Origin of the sequence: Dokdonia genika (assembly GCF_042652845.1) — a bacterium.
In the GTDB taxonomy this organism is placed as follows: Bacteria; Bacteroidota; Bacteroidia; order Flavobacteriales; family Flavobacteriaceae; genus Dokdonia; species Dokdonia donghaensis.
Genome location: NZ_JBHSHB010000007.1, coordinates 509,900 through 529,381, shown reverse-complemented (window position 1 = coordinate 529,381; position 19,482 = coordinate 509,900). Strand labels below are relative to the sequence as shown.

Below are 19,482 nucleotides of genomic sequence, written 5' to 3'. Positions count from 1 at the left end.
TGAAGGCATTAATCTACTATACCCATCTTTTTAAGAAGAAAGCTTGCATTCATATTTTGACAAATGCCTTCCTTAAAGGTGTAATCAAAAAATAGCTCATCATCTATAATTTGTGCATCAAAGTAATAGTTCTTTACCTCTGCAAGATCGTTTGCGGCCTCACAAAGACTTAAGTCGTGTGTTGCTATAATGCCGGTTGCTCCATTACCTACCAGCTTGTCTATAAACTTACGGGAGCCAGCAGCTTTATCTGTACTATTAGTTCCTTTTAGAATTTCATCTAGTATGATAAAATAGCGCTCGTTTACAATCTCATCTACTATAAACTTAAGGCGCTTGAGCTCACTAAAGAAGTAACTCTCATCATCTGTAAGGCTATCTGTGGTGCGCATACTGGTAATGAGTTTTATGGGTTTATAAACTGCCTCACTGGCACAAACAGGTAAGCCTATGTTGCTCATTACAATTTGTAAAGCAACGGTGCGTAAAAAAGTACTTTTACCAGCCATATTTGCACCTGTTACTATAAAAAACTCATCATCTTTTATAGTAATATCATTAGTCACAGCAATGGCAGGATCTAGCAGCGGGTGTGCCGCTCCCTTTACACGTAAGGTTTCTCCAGCTGCTACAATTTCTGGAAAGACGTGATGGTTATGATTAAAGGTATAATTACCCAAGCTATTGTAAGCGTCAAAAAATGATATCACCTCAAACCAATCATTTACCGCCTCTCGATTTGTAATAATCCAATCTTCTATCTTGTACACAACACCTATATCACGCAGAAAAAACCCATTAGTTATAAGTCCTACTAATATGTTATTACGTTGATCTAGGGCATCAAGGTGTCTTGAGAATTTTTTTAAAATACTAGAACTTGCTTGTGCTTCTGTAATGACTTTTTCTCTTTTATTATTAAGAAGTGTACTCGTAAACTCTTGAGTTTCTATCTCTGCAAGTAAACTTGCATATTGAGTAAATGTAGTCTGTATAGCACTTGTATGAGCCGAAAGTAACCCTATGTTTTTTACATATCGCCCACTTATTAATAAACCAATACCAAAAATGACAAATACCCACCAGCCGGCAATAAACCCTAAAAAATAAGCTCCAACTACTGCCAGTGAAATTACAGAAAAGACCTTTGTAAAAACTTTCATCATCTTAGGTACAAAAGTGGTATACTCTTGTAACCAGCTTACAACAGCCTGCGCAGAGACATCTGTTTTTACAAGTGATGCAATAGCTCCATATCTAAGTCTCCAAGTGGCAAGTGTACTAAGCTCCTTTACGGCTTCTTGCTTCTTTTTAATCTCTAGTGTATCATTAGAGAGCATCATCTCTGCAAGTCTTGCAGAGCCGCTCTGTAGCGCTGTACGATTAAAGTATTGATAAAAAGATCCACGGCCAAAAAGGTCTATATCTTGACTATATAAATGTTCCGGATTATGAAACTCACTCCCATCTGGTAAATCTGTAAAATCTCGTTCTAGTACTTTAAGCTCTACTTCACTACGCACTATGAGTGCTTTAAGTAGATCTCGCTCGTGCTGTAACTTACTATGACGCCCCACTAGTATTACAAAAGCAACAATACCCAATAGTAAACAACCTATAAGCAATTGCGTATTACCGAGGCTAAAGTATATACCAGCTCCAGTAGCTATAAAAACGGCAAGACGCACAGTACTTGACACATTGAGTTTTGTCTTGACTTTAGATAATTCAAGACTGTGTTGTGTTATTTGATCCTTATAAAAGGTAGTAGGTGTATTCATATTATAGCGCCTTTAACTCGGCTTGAAGTTTTTTTGTCATTTTTGAAACCACTAAATTATATGAGTGGTCTGTAAGCTCAATAAGTAACGAGACGGGTAGCGATTCTAGCACACAAGTGTTCCAGTGTGTTTTGTTCATATGCCAGCCAGGAGTAATGGCGCCGTCGTGCATCTCACGCAGTTCTACAGAGCGATCTGGGTCGCATTTAAGGTTTACAGCTAGAGGCACGCGCTCTAGTCCACACACGGCAAACATCTTACCCATTACCTTAAAAACGAGCGTATCTGCATCAAAGGGAAACGCTTCTGTTACGCCTTTTTTACTCATACAATATTCTCTAAAGGCCTCTATATTCATCCTTTTTTGATATATGCGATTTTACGCTCTGCACTTGTGAGCGGTTCAAACCAAGTTTCCATAAATTCAAAATCGGCTGGTGAGACGTCAAATTGATATGTCGTCCCTTTTTCTAGATTGCGATGCGTCACGCGCTGCTGTCTAACTTCTTTATCTATGTCTAAAAAGTGTAACTGGAAAGGGATTTGTTGCGCTTTCGCGAAAGCGTAAAAACGTGCTCTCCTATCTGCTTTTGCAAATCCTAAATCTAGTATAGCTGGCGTACCTGCCTCGTGTAACTGGATGATAAGTGACTGTATCATCTCATCGCTGCGGTTAATACGTTCTAAAAACCAGTCTACACCATCTGTCTCTTTCTTGTCATCTAGAAAGAGCGTCTTGTTCCAATAATCTATAGAGAATATGACACCTTTTACCTCTTTTTTAAGAGCGAGGGCATAGGTGGTTTTACCCGCGCCAGTGTTACCTGTAATGAGATGTATCACTAGGCTTCTATTTTAGGTTTACTCGTTGTAGTGTCTGATATTTCTAGTGATGAGTAGTCTAGTTTCCAGCCTATGGTTTCTACCAGTTTTTGCATTAATTGCACCGTCTCAAGTGCTTGAGATTTTGCCTCTTCATACAAGCCGCTTTGTGGTATTTTATCGCGTATGTGCTGCTTTGCTTCTCTATTAATCTCGGTAAGATCTGTACTAGTAAAAGGGTTTGCCCAGCCTTCTTTCTTGTCATAATACTTAAAATCTGTCTCTACAGAAAGTAACTCAGGATCTGGAAAGCCAAAGAGTTTTATGGTTCTATTCTTATCATCTGCCTCCATCTTTATTTTAGTAAGATCAAAACCTATGTGCGCCTTTGCATCTATGAGTACAATAGCTTTTTTTGAACCTAATAAGAGGTTCATCCATTTATTTTTGAGGCCTTCATAGTGATATATTTCGGCAAAATCGCCTTCTACGGTTATGAACTTACATACCGTGCGTATGCGCTCCATAAGCACTACAGATTGTGCGTGGGCATCTGGTGTTTTTGATTTGCCAGAAAACCAGTTGTATATAAAATATGAGAGTACCGCTCCTATTGCGAGCCCTATAAATACTAATTCCATAAAGTAAAGATACTAAAAGCCCTCTTAGACCTGTATACATAAAAATGCCAGCTACTCTCGATAGTATGCTGGCATTATCTTAATTATGATATGGGAGGTGAATTGTTACTTGCTTTCTGACTTAAAGCTCTGTATGGCCGCATTAGGCTCCATAATAGTGTACCCTTTCCAGAAATTAGGATCATAGTTAGGTAAGTAGGTCGCTTCTAGCTCTTCACTCTCTGTTACATTTTTATAAGCTGGCTCGTCTATTACGACAGAGTTAAACACGACAAGCTCTTTTTTTGAGTAACTCGTAGTTGCAAACTCTATCTCCATCGCTACTTCATTTTGTTTTCTTCGGCCTGCTACGTTTTTATTTTTTTCGATGATTTTAAGTGGTCTATCTATGCCTACTTTATCACCATCTTCTAGCTCCATATATCGCAGTGAGTAGCCTCCATTTTCGTCTTTTGCATAGATGCTCTTGCCTCTATACAAGTGCTTTTTATAGCTTATCCCGAACATCCCAAAGCTAGAGAGCTTACGTACATTCTCATACTCTAGGCGCATTACCGCATAGTCTTCTGTATTAATGTACAGCGTGCCTTTAAAATCTTTTCTACCCTTAGGTTCAAAATCTACCACATAAACAATAGCATCTCCTATAGATGTAAATTCCTTTTTTGTAAAACGGTAACGGTTGGACTTTGTTAAAAAATCTAGCTTTGTATCTTCTTTATAAAACATCGCTTCAAAAAGATCAGAGAGATCAGACTTTATACTCGCTGTGATGGCCTGTTCTTTATCATTTTCTTCTTGCTCTGTATCTACCTCAATTTTGAGTCCGCCGTTTGAGCTCCCCATCTTAGTAGAGTCGTCTACCTCTATGGTTGTACCTATAATTCCAGATTTTATTTTAAAATAGGAATCTGCTTTTACATTCTTCTCAACAATCTCTTCCAGTCTTTTACCAAAACTCTCTACACCTACATCTTTCTTACTTTTATCATAGAGCTTTGCCGCTTTATCAATAACAAGTTTTTGTTTATTGTAGTTGCCAGCAAGCGTACCTACAGACTCGCTGTAATAATCACTTTTCTTTTCGACCGCTCCCACCAGGCTGTCCATAAATGCTTGATTAAACTCTGGAATGGTTGTCTTTTCTACCTCAACATCCATTTTATCCATAGTATTAGACGCAGATTGTCTAAAAAATATTTTTTTCTCGGTAAGAGTGTTGGGATAATTTGTGGCAATATTTTCTTTTACACGCGCTATAATATCTTCTGCCTCTAGCGGATTATTGGTAAGAAAAACGTTTTCTAGCTCGTTAGTCTTTACCTTTAATTTAATAATTGTATCTCCTACTTTTTTAGGTAAAATAGCCACCTCCTCATATCCCATAGAAGAGATATATACAGAGTCTTTAAGACTTGCTAGTTTACGTTCTCCTATGGTAAAGATGCCTTCCTCATTTGTAATGGTACCAGTGTTTCTAGACAGCTTTACGGTGGCAAACGGTATAGGCTCATTAGTACGCGCGTCGTGTACTGTTGCGTTAAAAGATTGAGCAACTGCTGTAGCTGCATATGTGCCTATAAGGAGTGTTAAGATAAATTTTATAAGTGCCGTCATAAGATTGCTGTTTTATATATAGACGCAACAAAAGTTAAAATGGTTGCCTAGGTTTTTACAAAGACGCTGTAAAAGCCTAATTGTTACCTAAACAACTAACTATCAACAAAAAAAACATCCCGTAGGATGTTTTTTATTCTTCTTCATTCTCTTTAAGAGCTTTCATTTTTTCTTTGGCAACTTTAAGTCGCTCTTGGCTCGCTTCTCTTTTTTCGCGCTCTTTCTTTTTCTTGCGATCCATAAGTTTAGAATGCTTTGCCTTATTCTTTGTGTTTTTTGGTGTTCCTCTTTTTGCCATACTGCAAATATACTATAGGTTATGTATTTGCCTCTTTAAAAGCTTCTTGCATTTCTACAAATGCAGCCACAGGGTTTTGTGCATTCCATATACCTCCCAGAGCGCCTACTCCTTTAAAGCCAAGTGCCACTGCCTCTGGCGTGGTTACAGCATTAATACCTCCCATCCCTACAATAAACTTATCGCTTGCTCGCACATCAAACCCACGACCTTGCATATCACTTTTTGAAATAGCGGCAAAAACGGGACTTAGAATTGTGTAATCAAAAGTTACAGACTGAGCTTCTAGATCTTCTAACTCGTGGTATGATGATGATACTTTTTTATTCGCTTTCGCGAAAGCGGAAACATACCCTTCTAACCGAGTTTCTTGCGCTCTCCACTTTGCTTCTTCAAGATGCACACCGCGCAAGTCAAACTTCTTACAAAGCTCCTCGTGATAGTTATGAGTCATTATACGGTTGTGATACTGAGCGTCTACTCGATTGAGGTATGTAATATGTTCATCAAGGCTTGCTTCAGGTTTTCTAAAATGATAATGTGTTAAACCTGCTTCAAATAAATGGTGAAGCGTCTCTACCTCATCTGGGGTGGTTTGCTCTGGAGAAATTAATAAAATCATATTATGATTTATTAATGATATCAACTAATGCCGTCTTGTCTAGTACACCAGACTGTCTCCAGACCTGTTTTCCATTTTTGTACAATATCATTGTAGGCACCCCGCGCACTTGATACTTTGCTGCTAGCGGTTGGTTTTTATCTACATCAATCTTTACAATTTTTACACCATCTCCTAGGGTTTCTTTTACTTGTTCTAAAATAGGTCCAAGCGTTTTACACGGCCCACACCAAGTAGCAAAAAAGTCTACTAGCACAGGAGTGTCAGAATTTATGATATCGGAAAATGAAGATTTCATAGCAAATGTTTTTAGTAGTACAAAGTTAATCTATCTTACTACAACCACACTCACTCACCTACTTTTACACTTATTAACAAGTAGAGGTTAAAGAGTTTTAAAAGTATGGCAAACACTATTTTATGAATGTATCTTGAGGTAAACAAAAAAAATAAGAATTATGAGCAAGACAACACCTAACCCCGAGAAAACTAGTAAAAAAGAACAAGCTATTAATCTAGAAGCTACTCACGGTAAAGAAATAAATCACCAAGTAAAAGATAAAAAAGAGTACGTACAACCTAGAGATAACCTTAATGATAACAACTAGAATTTATAAAAAGTCCTAAGTACCACTACTTAGGACTTTTTTATAGTAATGCATTATCCTTTATAGTCGCTACAACTTCTGGATTAAGCAGGGTGCTTATATCTCCTAGCTGCTCACTCTCGCCACTAGCAATCTTACGAAGTATTCTTCTCATAATTTTACCAGACCTTGTTTTTGGCAATCCTGGTGTAAATTGAATTTTATCCAGTTTTGCAATAGGGCCTATACGTTCTGTTATAAGCTGGTTAATCTCCTTACGCACGTTATCTTGATCCCTACTCTCTCCTGTTTCTTTAAGAATCACATACCCATATAAAGCATTACCCTTTACATCGTGAGGAAAACCTACGATGGCACTCTCTGCAACAGCTGGGTGCTCATTTACGGCATCTTCTATAGGTGCGGTACCTAGGTTATGACCGGATACTATAATAACATCATCTACACGACCAGTTATTCTATAATAACCTGTTGCATCTCTTAGGGCGCCATCACCCGTAAAATACCTGTTCTCATAGGCGGTAAAATAGGTTTCTTTATATCGCTGGTGGTTACCCCATATGGTACGCGCCATCCCTGGCCAAGGAAACTTGATAGTAAGACGCCCGTCTACTTGATTACCCTTGATTTCGACGCCATTTTCATCCATAAGTGATGGTTGTATCCCTGGTAATGGTAATGTTGCAAAGGTGGGTATAGTAGGTGTAGCATATGGAATAGGACTTATCATAATGCCTCCAGTTTCAGTTTGCCACCAGGTGTCTGCTATTGGGATTCCTTTTTTACCTATGTTTTCATCATACCAGTGCCACGCTTCTTCATTAATAGGTTCTCCTACGGTTCCTAAAATTTTAATACTTGATAGGTCATATTTGGTAACATTATCAAGACTCTCTTTGGCCAACGCACGTATAGCCGTAGGTGCTGTATAAAATTGTGTGACTTTATGTTTTTCTACAATTTGCCAGAATCTACCCCAGTCTGGATAAGTGGGTACACCCTCAAACATTACTGTAGTTGCCCCATTTACCAGTGGCCCGTATATGATATAGCTATGACCGGTAATCCAACCTATATCTGCCGTACACCAGTATACATCTCCTTGTCTATATTGAAAAACGTTCTTAAACGTATATGCGCTATATACCATATATCCCGCTGTGGTGTGCACCATACCCTTAGGCTTACCCGTAGATCCAGATGTATAAAGTATAAAGAGAGGGTCTTCGGCATTCATTAGGGCCGCATCACAAGTTGCACTTGCTTTTTCTAGTAAGGGCTGTAACCAGTGATCACGGCCTTCTTTTATTGCTACTTCTGTATGTATTCTTTTTACAACAAGCACACTGTCTACACAAGGGGTTTTTGCAAGTGCCTCATCTACGATACCTTTTAAATCTATGGTTTTCTTACCTCTATAAGAGCCATCACTCGTGATTACTAGCTTACAAGAAGCATCATTTATGCGTGTACTAAGTGCTGTACTAGAAAAACCAGCAAATACTACAGAGTGTACCGCGCCTATACGAGCACAGGCTAGTACGGCTATAGAGAGTTCTGGTATCATAGGGAGATATATACATACACGATCACCTTTCTCAATGCCCTGATCTTTTAACACGTTTGCAAATTTGCACACGCGCTCGTGCAGTTGTTTATAAGTAATGTGCTGTGCTTGCTCATCTACATCATTAGGCTCAAAAATGATAGCCGTTTGATCTGCCTTAGTATACAGGTGCCTATCTATACAGTTTTCTGTGATGTTGAGCTGCGCCCCTTCAAACCACTTTACCTCTGGTTTTGTAAAATCCCACTGCAGTACAGTATCCCACTTTTTTCTCCAGACAAAGTTCTCTTCGGCTATTTCTTCCCAAAATTTTTCGGGGGTATTTACAGACTTTCGGTATACCTGAAAATACTCCTCTAGGCCTTTTATGTGGTAGTTACTCATAAGTTTTCTAATTACAGATAAAAGATAGGAAGTAATTATTTAATAGAAAAAGATATAAGTACGCTTTCGCGAAAGCGTAATCTATATACACACAACACTATAATGGAACAGGATTTACGTCTCAATATCCTAAAGCATCCGCCAATGAATAAGTTTTTGGTATATAAATACTTACTAAAAATCACGAAAAAATAAAAAATCGCAAATTTTATCGATAAAATGTATTATTTTCAAGATATAAATCACAAAATCAATTAATTACGTCTGTTTTGAGTATAAAAAATTGATAAGAGCTACTTTAATGGTCCCAAATCATATACTATGGTAAGACAAAGCGTTTTATTTTTACTCTTTTTTTTAATCCTACAGCCAGCCGTTTCTTATAGCCAAGAAAAATTTTCTCAAGAAGATATTTTAATGCTTCAAGAAAAAGAGCTTACAAAAGATGAAATTAACTCATATCTACCTCTCATATTAGAACTATTTAATGAATCTAGTTATGAAAAAATCATTGAGGTTTCACCCTATCTTATAGAAAACGCACAGCGTCTCGAAGAGCAAGCTCTTGCGGCTAGACTACGAAGCGCTTTAGGTAACGCCTTTATACAAGTAGACAATATACACGGAGCAGAAGAGCTATTTACAAAGGGTCTTGAGGAGCGCAGGCAAGCTAGTGACACCTTTGGAATGGTGAGTGCTTATATCAATCTGGGTAATACTTTTTTTGAGCAAGAACCGCAAAAAGCTATTGAGTATTTTGAAAAGTCACTAGAACTTAGTCAAGAGGTTGCAGACAATACGGTAGCATATTTTGTAGCCTATAATAACCTAGCCGAACTATATGTTACTATAAACAAGCCAGATAGAGCGCAACCGTATCTAAACAAGGCAAAAGACCTGCTCGAGCTTCACGATTTTAACGGCAGAAAACAAAATTTTGAGAGTACCGTTTACTATGTACAAGGTGCCATACACCTATTACAAGATAAACCACGAGAAGCTATTACTGCAATAAAAAAATCTATGGAAATAGGTGGTGAGAAGCAAGATGATAATTACAAGATTAATAACTATAAAAATTTAATGCAGGCTTATGAATCTTTAGGGATGTACAGAGAGATTAATGAGGTGCGTAAAGTTTATGATGCTCTCGTTGAAAAACGATATGAGTCCAATAAAATTAAACAAGAAAAAAATGCTACTTCGCGTTTTAATCTCAACAAATACAAACAAGAACTTAGAGCATCTAAGTTAGAAAATGATCTAGCGGCACAAACGGCTCAACAAAACAATTTGCTCCTTAAAACCACACTAGCTATAGGGGCTATTCTACTCATACTAATAGCCTCCCTTTTATATGGAAGATCAAAAAGAAATAAGCTTTTACAAAATTTGAGAGCAAAAAACAGACAGTATCTTGAAGCAAAAAAGAGATCACAAAAGCTAGCAAGTAGCAATACTAAATTTCTATCTACAATAAGCCACGAGTTGAGAACACCCCTGTATGGAATCATAGGTCTATCCTCTGTTTTTTTAGAAGATCCTGCGCTTAAATCGCATAATGACGACCTCAAATCATTAAAATTTTCGGCAGATTATTTACTGGCTTTGGTAAATGACATACTGAGTTTAAATAAATATGGCTCTAAGGAAGGGGAGCGCCTACAGATGTCAAATTTTAGCCTCGATAGATTAATACATCACATAGGGCAAAACCTAGAATTTATTAATAAGAAGAATAACAATAGTTTTCATAGCATTATCGATCCAGAGATTCCTAACACATTGTATGGAGATAAAACCAAGATATCACAAGTGCTTATGAACTTAATGAGTAATGCTAGTAAATTTACAGAAGATGGCAGCATTACCATAAAGGCAACTCTCAAAAAACAAGTAGGCAAAGTAAACAGCATACTGTTTGAAGTAAAAGATACCGGTCAAGGTATACCAGAAGAAGAACAGGCAAATATCTTTAATGAATTTGCCCAAGCAGAAAACTTAACTACTCAAGACGGAACAGGCTTAGGGTTACCCATTGTAAATAAGATTTTAAAAATACTGGGGAGTAAACTTTCATTAGAAAGTAGCCCTAACAAGGGTTCAAACTTTTACTTTGAAATAGATCTCGAGACCGGGAGTGAAGAACACGTAGAAGCTCCATTTGAAATCTCTGGTTATGATAAGCTTAAGGGTAAAAAAATACTGATCGTAGATGATAATAAAATCAATCAAGTAGTTACCAAAAAAGTTCTCGAGCAATATGGTATTGAAAACAATACCGCTAGTAACGGCCTAGAAGCTGTATCAATGGTACAAGAAAACACGTATGACTTTATCCTTATGGATATTAATATGCCCGTGATGAATGGAATAGATGCGAGCGTTGCCATAAGAGAATTTAATACTACAACTCCTATTATAGCATTAACTGCGACAAACTATAATAATGAAAGTAATGAGCTGGGCAAACACGGTATAGATGATAGTATTTTAAAACCGTATAAGACAGAAAAACTTCTTGCTTTATTATTGCATCACCTATCATAGCATACTCACAAAATGTATAAAACAGACTTAATAATTAACCTATAAAATTGATTATAAGCAAATTACCTTACAAGTTGATAGGAAATTTATTCATTTACAAATACTTACAATCATTTACAAGCGACTATAAACGTAAGTAAGCGTTTACCTTTCGTATGGAGATTGTTTTATGTTTCATATTTGCACTGTTCACAAGAACGATGATTTTCTTGGGAGTGACTCAAGAAAGAACTGAAACTAATTTGGCAGGCTTAACCTGCTCAAGAAAACAATTTTATTATGAATGCATTACGCAACAAAGTACAACTTATTGGACGTTTAGGTCAAGATCCACAAATCACAACTTTTCCAGACGGAAACAAAATTGCCAACTTCTCTATGGCTACAGATGATTCTTATAAAGACAAGAATGGACAAAAGATAGAGCGTGCCTACTGGCACAACATCGTAGTACGTGGTGGCCTTGTAAAAGTGGTAGAGAGCTATGTACAAAAAGGTCAAGAAATTGCTATAGAAGGAAAACTTACTAACCGTTCTTGGGAAGATAAAGATGGTATAAAAAGGTACACTACAGAGATTGTGTGCAATGAGTTATTAATGCTTAGCAAGAATAACTAGTAGCTTATCACTTAGTTTACAGTCAGATATATGCGTCATCAATTTTATGTATATGTCTGGCTGTAACTTAAGTCTCCATTATAAAATAGGGGTATTAAAATCATACATTGAGTACCTTTGTCACAATGACAAATTCTGCACTACCCACACAACAAGATTTACATAAATTACTCAAAACTCACTTTGGTTATGATGGCTTTAGACCTAACCAGCAAGAGATTATTGAGTCCATTTGTAATGGGCAAGATGCACTAGTCATAATGCCTACGGGTGGTGGTAAGTCTATGTGTTTTCAACTGCCAGCACTGGCGCTTGATGGGGTTGCCCTCGTGATCTCACCGCTTATTGCTTTAATGAAAGATCAAGTAGATGCTTTGCGAGCAAATGGTATTAAGGCAGCCTATTATAACAGTACACAACCACCAGAAGAGATGCAAAAGGTACTATCTGACCTACAGCACAATGCGCTAGATCTTATTTATGTGGCTCCAGAAAGTTTACAACTATTAGACCCCGTACTTTCTACTATAAAAATATCACTCATTGCCATAGATGAGGCGCACTGTATCTCATCTTGGGGACACGATTTTAGACCCGCATACACACAACTAGGCTACTTAAAAAGACGTTACCCAGAAACACCACTTGTAGCACTCACGGCAACTGCAGATAGGTCTACACAAGATGACATTGCACAACAACTTAGTATCCCACAAGCAAAAAAGTACATCTCCTCTTTTGACAGACCAAACCTCTATCTGGACGTGCGACCAGGTCAAAAAAGAAACGAGCAAATTCTTGACTTTCTAGAAGATCACCCTTTTGAGAGTGGAATCATTTACTGTCTATCAAGAAAAAGCACAGAAAATCTCGCGGCCAAACTTAAGAGCAACGGGCACAACGCTGCCGCCTACCACGCAGGTATGAGTGCAGAGCAACGCTCAAAAGTGCAAGAAGATTTTATAAACGACACCACACCTATAATTTGCGCCACAATTGCCTTTGGGATGGGTATTGACAAGAGTAACGTGCGCTGGGTCATACACTATAATATGCCTAAAAATCTTGAGGGATATTATCAAGAAATAGGTAGAGCAGGTCGTGATGGCTTACCCTCACACACCGTGCTTTTTTATAGCTATGCAGACACGATGCAGCTACGCCAGTTTATAGATGGAGCAAAAAATGCCGACTACCAGATGGCTAAGCTTGACCGTATGCAGCAATATGCAGAGGCTCTAAGCTGTAGGCGTAAGGTTCTCATAAATTACTTTGGCGAGTTCTTATCGCAAGACTGTGGCAACTGTGACATTTGTAAAAATGCCCCCGCATATTTTGATGGTACCGTACTTACTCAAAAAGTACTTTCCGGGGTGGCACGTATGCAACAAAAGGAAGCAATGGGTACCGTGATAGACGTTTTACGAGGTTCTCAAAACGCCCAAGTGTATGACAAAGGGTACCAAAATATAAAAACGTACGGCGCTGCAAAAGATGTCTCTTGGCGAGATCTTCAGCAGTATGTGATACAAATGATTAATCAAGGATTGTTAGAAATACGCTTTCGCGAAAGCGGAAGACTTCTCCTCACACCGCTTTCTAAAGAAGTTTTATACGACGGTAAAAAGATACAACTTGCAAAACCTAGTAAGGAGAAAGCCAAACCGATTACTAAAGAACGTAAGCCTAAAAAACCAAAAGGCTCTCTTTTTGAAAAACTACGAGAACTAAGAGCCGAACTAGCTAGAGAGGCAAATGTTGCGGCTTATATTGTATTCTCAGATGCGTCTCTCAAAGATATGGAAGACCAAGAGCCTGTGACTCAAAAACAGTTTTTAGACATACAAGGTGTAGGGCAAGCCAAAATGGAAAAATATGGCGCCGACTTTTTAAAACTCATCAAAGAACACCTCAACAAACCAAAACCTAAAAGCGGTAGCAAAACGTATCTCGAGACTAAAAACCTCATCCAGCAAGGTCTCTCACTTGAAGAAATTGCAGAGACTCGCAAACTCACCATAGGCTCTGTGTACAATCACCTCATAAAGCTGCACGAAGAGGGTATGGAGATAGATTTTTACCAGTTTATACAGCCCGTAGAGGTCAAGCAAGTACACGACGCCATCTTAAAAGTGGCAGATCCAGATAAGCTCAAATCTTTTTATGAATTCTTCAAGGAGGAGATGCCGTACTGGAAAATAAGACTTGCGCTATTTTTAAAGGGTAAGTAGTTTTCTTTTTACCTATTTTTAGGGTTATGAAAGAATTTACGCTTTCGCGAAAAATAGGTTTTATTACAGGCCCGTTACTTTGCATTCTCATACTGGCATTACCTTTTGATATTATCAACCCAGCGATAGACAAAGTGGTTGCCATTGCCGTATGGATGATTATCTGGTGGATTACAGAAGCGGTTTCTATCTCTGTAACCGCGTTAATCCCTTTAGCACTATTTCCACTACTTGGTATAGGTACTATAAAAGAAGTTGCAAGCAACTATGCAAACCCAATTGTGTATCTGTTTTTTGGAGGATTTGTCATCGCCCTAGCGCTAGAAAAAGTACAACTGCACAAGCGTATTGCGTTGTCAATTCTCAAAATCACAGGGACTAAAGCAAACGGTATCATCTTAGGTTTTATGATTGCCACTGGCCTTATGAGTATGTGGATTTCAAACACAGCAAGTACGGTCGTGATGCTCCCTATAGCTGTATCTGTTATACAGCTTCTCATAGATGACGAAGATGGATTTACAAAAAACGACCGCAACTTTGCGCTTAGTATTATGCTAGGTATCGCCTTTGGCGCAAATATAGGTGGGATGGCAACATTGATAGGCACACCACCTAACTCTGTAATGCTTGCCTTTTTAAATGAAAGCTATAATGTAGATATAGGCTTTTTTCAATGGATGAAAATGGGTGTTCCCTTTTCTATCTTATTGATGACTATTACCTACTTTATGATTACCCGCGTCTTTTATCGCAACGGTTTAGGCACCATAGGGAAGTCTGCAAATATTATACAAACTGAACTTGACAAACTAGGTCCTATCTCAAAGGGTGAGAAAGTGGTCTTAGCCATATTCCTCATTACAGCAATCTCCTGGATGTTGCGCTCGTATTTAAACAACCTGCTACCAGATATTACCCTTACAGATACAACCATTTCTGTCATTGCCGCACTACTTATGTTTATAGTACCTATTGATTACAAGAAAGGTTCTTTTCCGCTCAATTGGGAAGATACCTCGCGATTACCTTGGGGGATTCTCATCCTTTTTGGCGGTGGTCTTGCACTCGCCTCTGGACTAGCGCAATCTGGTTTTATAGATATGATAGGAGATTACATCTCACAGCAAGAAGACTGGAGCATATGGGTGGTGACTGCCGTGCTTATTTTCTTAATGCTCTTTATGACCGAGTTAATGAGTAATGTAGCCCTCGTGACCATACTCGTACCTCTTGTGGTAGGTATTGCCATCGGGATGGATGTGCCTATGCTACAAATGGTCATTCCCGTAACCCTTGCTTCTAGTTGTGCTTTTATGCTCCCTATGGCTACACCGCCTAATGCGATTGTATTTGCAAGTGGTCACGTACACGTAGACCAGATGGCACGTGTGGGTGTGGTTTTAAATCTTATCTCTGTGGGCTTACTCTTTGCGCTGGCTTACTATGTAGTTCCGGTATTGTTTTGATATTTAATCATTAAGACTATATTTGTAAGAAAAATCATTTTATGAAATTAAAATTACTTTTTGGTATATTAATGTTTCAGAGTGTTCTAGCTCAAGCTCAAGAAATTTTTACTGATTCATTTGCAGGGCAGGGAGCTCCATTTTCACTACACACTATTAATGACGAATTATACGTAGGACTCTTTGATGTGAACGCAAACAATGTAGCCTATATTCAAAAGGTGCCCTTTAATGACCCAACTAATAAAATAACAGTAGCTGAAGCTACATCTGGAATTGGCTTTATAAAACTAGCTTATGACGAAACTTCTAACATCCTCATAGGCGGTACTCCTAGTTCTCTTTATAAAATAAACTTGAACGATGCCCTACCTATACAAACCGAAGCATTTAATGATACGAGTGTAGATGCCCAATTGGGTTTAATTTTGTCTAACAGCACACTTTACTTTGTACGAGATAATACAATTTTAAAATATTCTTTGAATGATACTGAGTACACAGAAACCGAGGTCTTTGAGAATGACAATCAAATAATTATTGGAGAAATTTATAATGATGAGCTTTATTTCTTTGAACGCACGGAAAATGGAAGCAACTTAACATTATATAAGATAGATATTACTGCTAGTTCGCCCACTCCTGTATTAGTTTCTAATATGGAAGGTTATAATTTTGGGTTTGCACAAGATGTATATTTAAAAAATAGCTTGCTATACGCTACAATTGAAAGCTCGGCAAACCATAGTATAATTAAGTTTGATCTAGAGGACGCCCTACCGGTTACCCCCGAACTTGTAGTAACTCCAGACAATGCTCCATTAGGCATCACTAGCTATGAATCTAATCTATATTATATCACTGGAACGCAGAAAATTTTCTTTATAGAAGATCCAGAATTGTTAAACACAAATGAGTTCAAGAAAGAAAATTCAATCGTTTATCCTAATCCTGTTGTAAACGATAGATTGTATATACGTTCGAGATCTAGTGATAACTTTCAGTTAATAGATATCAATGGGAAAATAGTTTTGCAAGGAACTCACAATCGCGAGGCAATTACTTTGCACAACATAAACTCTGGAGTGTACTTTTTGAAACTATTTAATAGAGATGGTGAGGTTCTAGAAACACAAAAAGTGATAAAGAAATAAGCACTGCACTGCACTGTACATTTTTGCAAAAACAAATTATAATTTAAGGGTACTTTTTTTAAGTTACGCTTTCGCGAAAGCGTACTCACATTACAACTCAGTAGGTTGAATACCACTTACACATATGCCGAGATCTGTGAGAGTTTTGGTTTTCTTTTCATTACCCGTAATCATCGTGATGGAATTCACTTCTAGATGCTTCAAAATCTTTGCTGCAGCGCTAAAATCACGATTGTCTTTATGAAAACCTACAGCGTCGTACGCATCTGCCTGCGGCATACCTTCTTTTTTAAGCGGTAAGGTATTGAGGAGTGCATAATGACCATTTCCTTTTCCTTCTTGCTCTAGCCAGATTACAATGCCCTTTCCTGCTCGTTCTATAAGTTGCTGTGATATTTCCATTTGCTCACGGCAGTCACACTCTATACTATTAAAATGGTGAGCAAAAATGCACGAGGAATGTACCCTACAAAGTACATCTTCCGCTCCTGAGACATCTCCCATCACTAGCGCGTGAGACTCCTTGATGCCATCATAAAAGAGTATCTCTTTGTAGATACCGTATTTGGTTTTAATAGTTCCTTCGGCAAGTTGTACGATCATTGTGTTGTGATATTAACTAGTTTACTTTTTCTCCATTTTGATAAACAACTCTTTACCTGCACGAGCAGCTACTGAGTTATAGGCTGTCTCCATTTTTTGAATGTCAAAGTGTTTTGAAAACACGTTTTCATATTCTGTAGTGCTTCCTCCGTATGGTGGTCCTTTCTCAGTAAGAGGAAAGTTAAAAAGTAAGCCTACGAGCTTCCCTTTATCTTTAAGCAATGTATGCATATGTGCAACATAAGCAGGTCTCAAATCTGGCTGCAATGCGCAGAAAAACGTTTGCTCTATGATAATATCAAACTGACCGTCATATGTAAAGAAATCTTCTTGTATGAGTTGCGAACTAGGAAAATCTGGCACTCGCTGTTTCAAATTTTCTAATGCAAGTTGAGAAAAGTCTACTACATACACATTTTTAAACCCCTACTCCCAGCAGTACTGAGCCTCATAGCTATAACCGCCACCAGGGATTAAAATTTTAAGCTCCTTATTTTCTAATTGATCGAGGTAGGCTTTGATAGGTGGAGAGACCTCTTTTAGGTCCCAACCTGTACTTCCCTCTGCATAGCGATTATTCCAATATGTTGACGTGAGTTCCATCATTTAGGCTTTAGTTTTAAAACAACATCTAGTGCATAGCAATTTAAGTAAATTACTGGTAGCAGATTTTAAATGTAGTTTGTGTTGCTTGTGGTTACGCTTTCGCGAAAGCGTAAAAAGACCCTAATTATATACCGTAGGGTATTGTGAAGTAAAAGGTGGTCCCTTTACCAAGCTCTGATTCTAGCCAAATGCTTCCCTTATGGATACTTACAATCTTTTTACAGTGTGCAAGACCTATACCGGTTCCCTCATACTCATCATTAGTATGTAGTCGCTGAAAGATGGAGAAAATGCGATCTTGATGTGCTTGATGTATACCTATACCATTATCTGAAAAAGAAAACTGCCACATACCTTGTGATGGGTTATCTACATTACTCACTTTTGTTGTGGTTATGTTGAGAACGGGACTTTTGTTTTCCGGGCAAAACTTGAGTGCATTTGTGATTAAGTTTTGGAACAATAAGCGTAGCTCCACTTCAGAGCCAGACACCACTGGCAGTTGTGTGTAATTTATGGTGGCACCTGTGCGTGTTACAAGTGATGTAATGTCTTTCTCTAAATCTTGCAGTACTTTATGTGTGTCAACCTGAGTAAAAACTCTTGTTTTACCTATTCTAGAATACTCAAGAAGCATATTTATAAGCTTAGCCATACGATCGCTTGCTTCTTCTATAAATTCTAGACTTTGCATTCCCACCTCATCAAACTGTTCTCCATAATCTCCTCTTATGAGGCCTATAAAGCTAGAAATAGTATTAAGTGGCTCTTGTAAGTCGTGACTAGCGATATATGCAAACTGCTCTAGGTCTTCATTTTTTTGACTCAATTCTTCTTTTTGCTCAAGTATGGTTGCATTTTGAATAGTGAGTTGCTCTATAAGTTTCTTTTTTGTGCGATAATTCTTGTATAGTACAAAACCAGCAATAAGAAATAATAGCGCTATACCTGTAAGTAACCAGTTTACAGTAGCTCTTAGGTCTAACTCTGAAGACTGCTCGAGCAGCACCTTTTTTTGATCACTTATACTTACTTTTTGCACCTCAATACTGTCTTGCCTAAGCTTGATTTCTCTCTTGCTATTTTGTAAAAAAACTTCTTGCTTATCTAGTTCTCTTAATTGATTTTTGATTTTGATCTCAAGCTGCTGTGCAATCTCCCTTTTGTCTTCTATAGTTTTCTTTTGTAGTTTATCTACTTCTCTCAACTCTTGTATAGAGTTGTCTTTATACTTTACAATTTCTTGTATGGTATCTATAATTTCGTTTTGACTTAACAACTCACGTTCTTGACGATTAATTACCTCATCCTTTTCTTTTGCATTTGCAAGAACTGTCTGGAGAGAATCTTGCGCCTCTTCAAAAAGTGCTTGCCATTTTTCTGAATTTGCAATTGCATATGACTGTAGTGACGGGGCTACCTTAAAGCTATTTTGGCTTAATAAGCCTTGATTAATCTGGTGTCTAAAAGTTTCTCCTACCCGCACTATGTTAATCATTGAGGAATTAAATAGGTAGTCTTCTGCAATAACTAGCACTCCCTTATTCTCTAGGGATTGTAGGACATACGGCATCTGGTAATTGTACTTTCTATTTACATAAAGTACATCTACATCTTGAATATCTTTTATGGATAAAAAGTTTACTACAGCAACCTGTCTGTCTTGTACTCTTCTTTGTTGAGCCATTGCTCTGAGGTCAATAAGCGTTCTGTCTGGGCCCAGCACGCCTATTACAAACTGCTCTTCTAGCGGTTCTGGCCAGCTTACTTGCTGCGCTATATTAAAGATATAAATAGCTCTTTGTACTCTCGAGACTTGGCTGGGTTGTTGCTGTGCACTCATAGAGGCTAGCGCCCCTAGAAAGAAGATGATTATAACTGATTTTAAAAAACTACCTCCTCTCATCATAA

17 protein-coding genes and 1 pseudogene are annotated in these 19,482 nt (G+C 37.9%); 6 read left to right on the top strand and 12 right to left on the bottom strand.

Features of this window, described 5'->3' with window-relative positions:
* Positions 1-8 precede the first annotated feature (8 nt).
* From ACFO5T_RS03370 to trxA, 8 genes are all read right to left on the bottom strand, one after another.
* Positions 9-1,781 (bottom strand): MutS-related protein, encoded by a 1,773-nt coding sequence (locus ACFO5T_RS03370; protein WP_380032034.1) that lies wholly within the window; start codon positions 1,779-1,781, stop codon positions 9-11.
* 1 nt (position 1,782) lies between these two features.
* Positions 1,783-2,139: an MmcQ/YjbR family DNA-binding protein gene (locus tag ACFO5T_RS03365; protein WP_380032031.1), complete on the bottom strand. Its 357-nt coding sequence runs from the start codon at positions 2,137-2,139 to the stop codon at positions 1,783-1,785.
* Positions 2,136-2,624 carry a P-loop nucleotide/nucleoside kinase family protein gene (locus tag ACFO5T_RS03360; protein WP_375252758.1) on the bottom strand — a complete coding sequence of 163 codons (489 nt, stop codon included), beginning with the start codon at positions 2,622-2,624 and terminating at the stop codon, positions 2,136-2,138. The genes ACFO5T_RS03365 and ACFO5T_RS03360 overlap by 4 nt, the downstream gene beginning before the upstream one ends.
* Positions 2,624-3,244, bottom strand: coding sequence for a DUF4230 domain-containing protein (locus ACFO5T_RS03355; protein WP_038597668.1), 621 nt, complete (start codon positions 3,242-3,244; stop codon positions 2,624-2,626). The genes ACFO5T_RS03360 and ACFO5T_RS03355 overlap by 1 nt, the downstream gene beginning before the upstream one ends.
* Before the next feature lie 105 nt (positions 3,245-3,349).
* Positions 3,350-4,861, bottom strand: a complete 1,512-nt coding sequence (locus tag ACFO5T_RS03350) for a carboxypeptidase-like regulatory domain-containing protein (RefSeq protein WP_380032028.1) — start codon at positions 4,859-4,861, stop codon at positions 3,350-3,352.
* Between the two features lie 133 nt (positions 4,862-4,994).
* Positions 4,995-5,159, bottom strand: a complete 165-nt coding sequence (locus ACFO5T_RS03345) for a hypothetical protein (RefSeq protein WP_375252756.1) — start codon at positions 5,157-5,159, stop codon at positions 4,995-4,997.
* Positions 5,160-5,178: 19 nt separating this feature from the next.
* Entirely contained in the window at positions 5,179-5,781 is a 603-nt protein-coding gene (locus ACFO5T_RS03340) for a thiamine phosphate synthase (RefSeq protein ID WP_380032026.1), read from the bottom strand.
* A 1-nt stretch (position 5,782) separates the two neighbouring features.
* The gene (trxA, locus tag ACFO5T_RS03335; protein ID WP_380032024.1) at positions 5,783-6,079 is read right to left on the bottom strand and encodes a thioredoxin; all 297 of its coding nucleotides are present in this window, start codon (positions 6,077-6,079) and stop codon (positions 5,783-5,785) included.
* Between the two features lie 160 nt (positions 6,080-6,239).
* Between trxA and ACFO5T_RS03330 the strand changes: the two genes are divergently transcribed.
* Positions 6,240-6,389, top strand: coding sequence for a hypothetical protein (locus tag ACFO5T_RS03330; protein ID WP_375252753.1), 150 nt, complete (start codon positions 6,240-6,242; stop codon positions 6,387-6,389).
* A gap of 40 nt (positions 6,390-6,429) precedes the next feature.
* On the opposite strand, the gene acs is transcribed toward ACFO5T_RS03330, so the two are convergent.
* A complete protein-coding gene (gene acs / locus ACFO5T_RS03325; protein WP_375252752.1) occupies positions 6,430-8,340 on the bottom strand; it encodes an acetate--CoA ligase in 1,911 nt (636 codons plus the stop codon).
* Between the two features lie 321 nt (positions 8,341-8,661).
* Here acs and ACFO5T_RS03320 point away from each other — a divergent pair, with 321 nt between their 5' ends.
* The 5 genes from ACFO5T_RS03320 to ACFO5T_RS03300 all read left to right on the top strand — a co-directional run bounded on the left by ACFO5T_RS03320 (position 8,662) and on the right by ACFO5T_RS03300 (position 16,362).
* Positions 8,662-10,890, top strand: a complete 2,229-nt coding sequence (locus ACFO5T_RS03320) for a tetratricopeptide repeat-containing hybrid sensor histidine kinase/response regulator (RefSeq protein ID WP_380032020.1) — start codon at positions 8,662-8,664, stop codon at positions 10,888-10,890.
* Positions 10,891-11,169: 279 nt separating this feature from the next.
* Positions 11,170-11,508: a single-stranded DNA-binding protein gene (locus ACFO5T_RS03315; RefSeq protein WP_035325876.1), complete on the top strand. Its 339-nt coding sequence runs from the start codon at positions 11,170-11,172 to the stop codon at positions 11,506-11,508.
* A gap of 125 nt (positions 11,509-11,633) precedes the next feature.
* On the top strand, positions 11,634-13,739 hold the full coding sequence (gene recQ, locus ACFO5T_RS03310; RefSeq protein WP_380032016.1) for a DNA helicase RecQ: 2,106 nt from the start codon (positions 11,634-11,636) through the stop codon (positions 13,737-13,739).
* 26 nt (positions 13,740-13,765) lie between these two features.
* Entirely contained in the window at positions 13,766-15,208 is a 1,443-nt protein-coding gene (locus ACFO5T_RS03305; RefSeq protein WP_380032014.1) for an SLC13 family permease, read from the top strand.
* Between the two features lie 41 nt (positions 15,209-15,249).
* On the top strand, positions 15,250-16,362 hold the full coding sequence (locus ACFO5T_RS03300) for a T9SS type A sorting domain-containing protein (protein WP_380032011.1): 1,113 nt from the start codon (positions 15,250-15,252) through the stop codon (positions 16,360-16,362).
* A gap of 90 nt (positions 16,363-16,452) precedes the next feature.
* On the opposite strand, the gene ACFO5T_RS03295 is transcribed toward ACFO5T_RS03300, so the two are convergent.
* The 3 genes and pseudogenes from ACFO5T_RS03295 to ACFO5T_RS03285 form a co-directional block, all read right to left on the bottom strand.
* Positions 16,453-16,965 carry a GTP cyclohydrolase gene (locus ACFO5T_RS03295; RefSeq protein WP_380032009.1) on the bottom strand — a complete coding sequence of 171 codons (513 nt, stop codon included), beginning with the start codon at positions 16,963-16,965 and terminating at the stop codon, positions 16,453-16,455.
* Positions 16,966-16,986: 21 nt separating this feature from the next.
* A pseudogene (locus tag ACFO5T_RS03290) lies at positions 16,987-17,568 on the bottom strand (methyltransferase domain-containing protein).
* A 127-nt stretch (positions 17,569-17,695) separates the two neighbouring features.
* On the bottom strand, positions 17,696-19,480 hold the full coding sequence (locus tag ACFO5T_RS03285) for a YfiR/HmsC family protein (protein ID WP_380032007.1): 1,785 nt from the start codon (positions 19,478-19,480) through the stop codon (positions 17,696-17,698).
* Positions 19,481-19,482 lie beyond the last annotated feature (2 nt).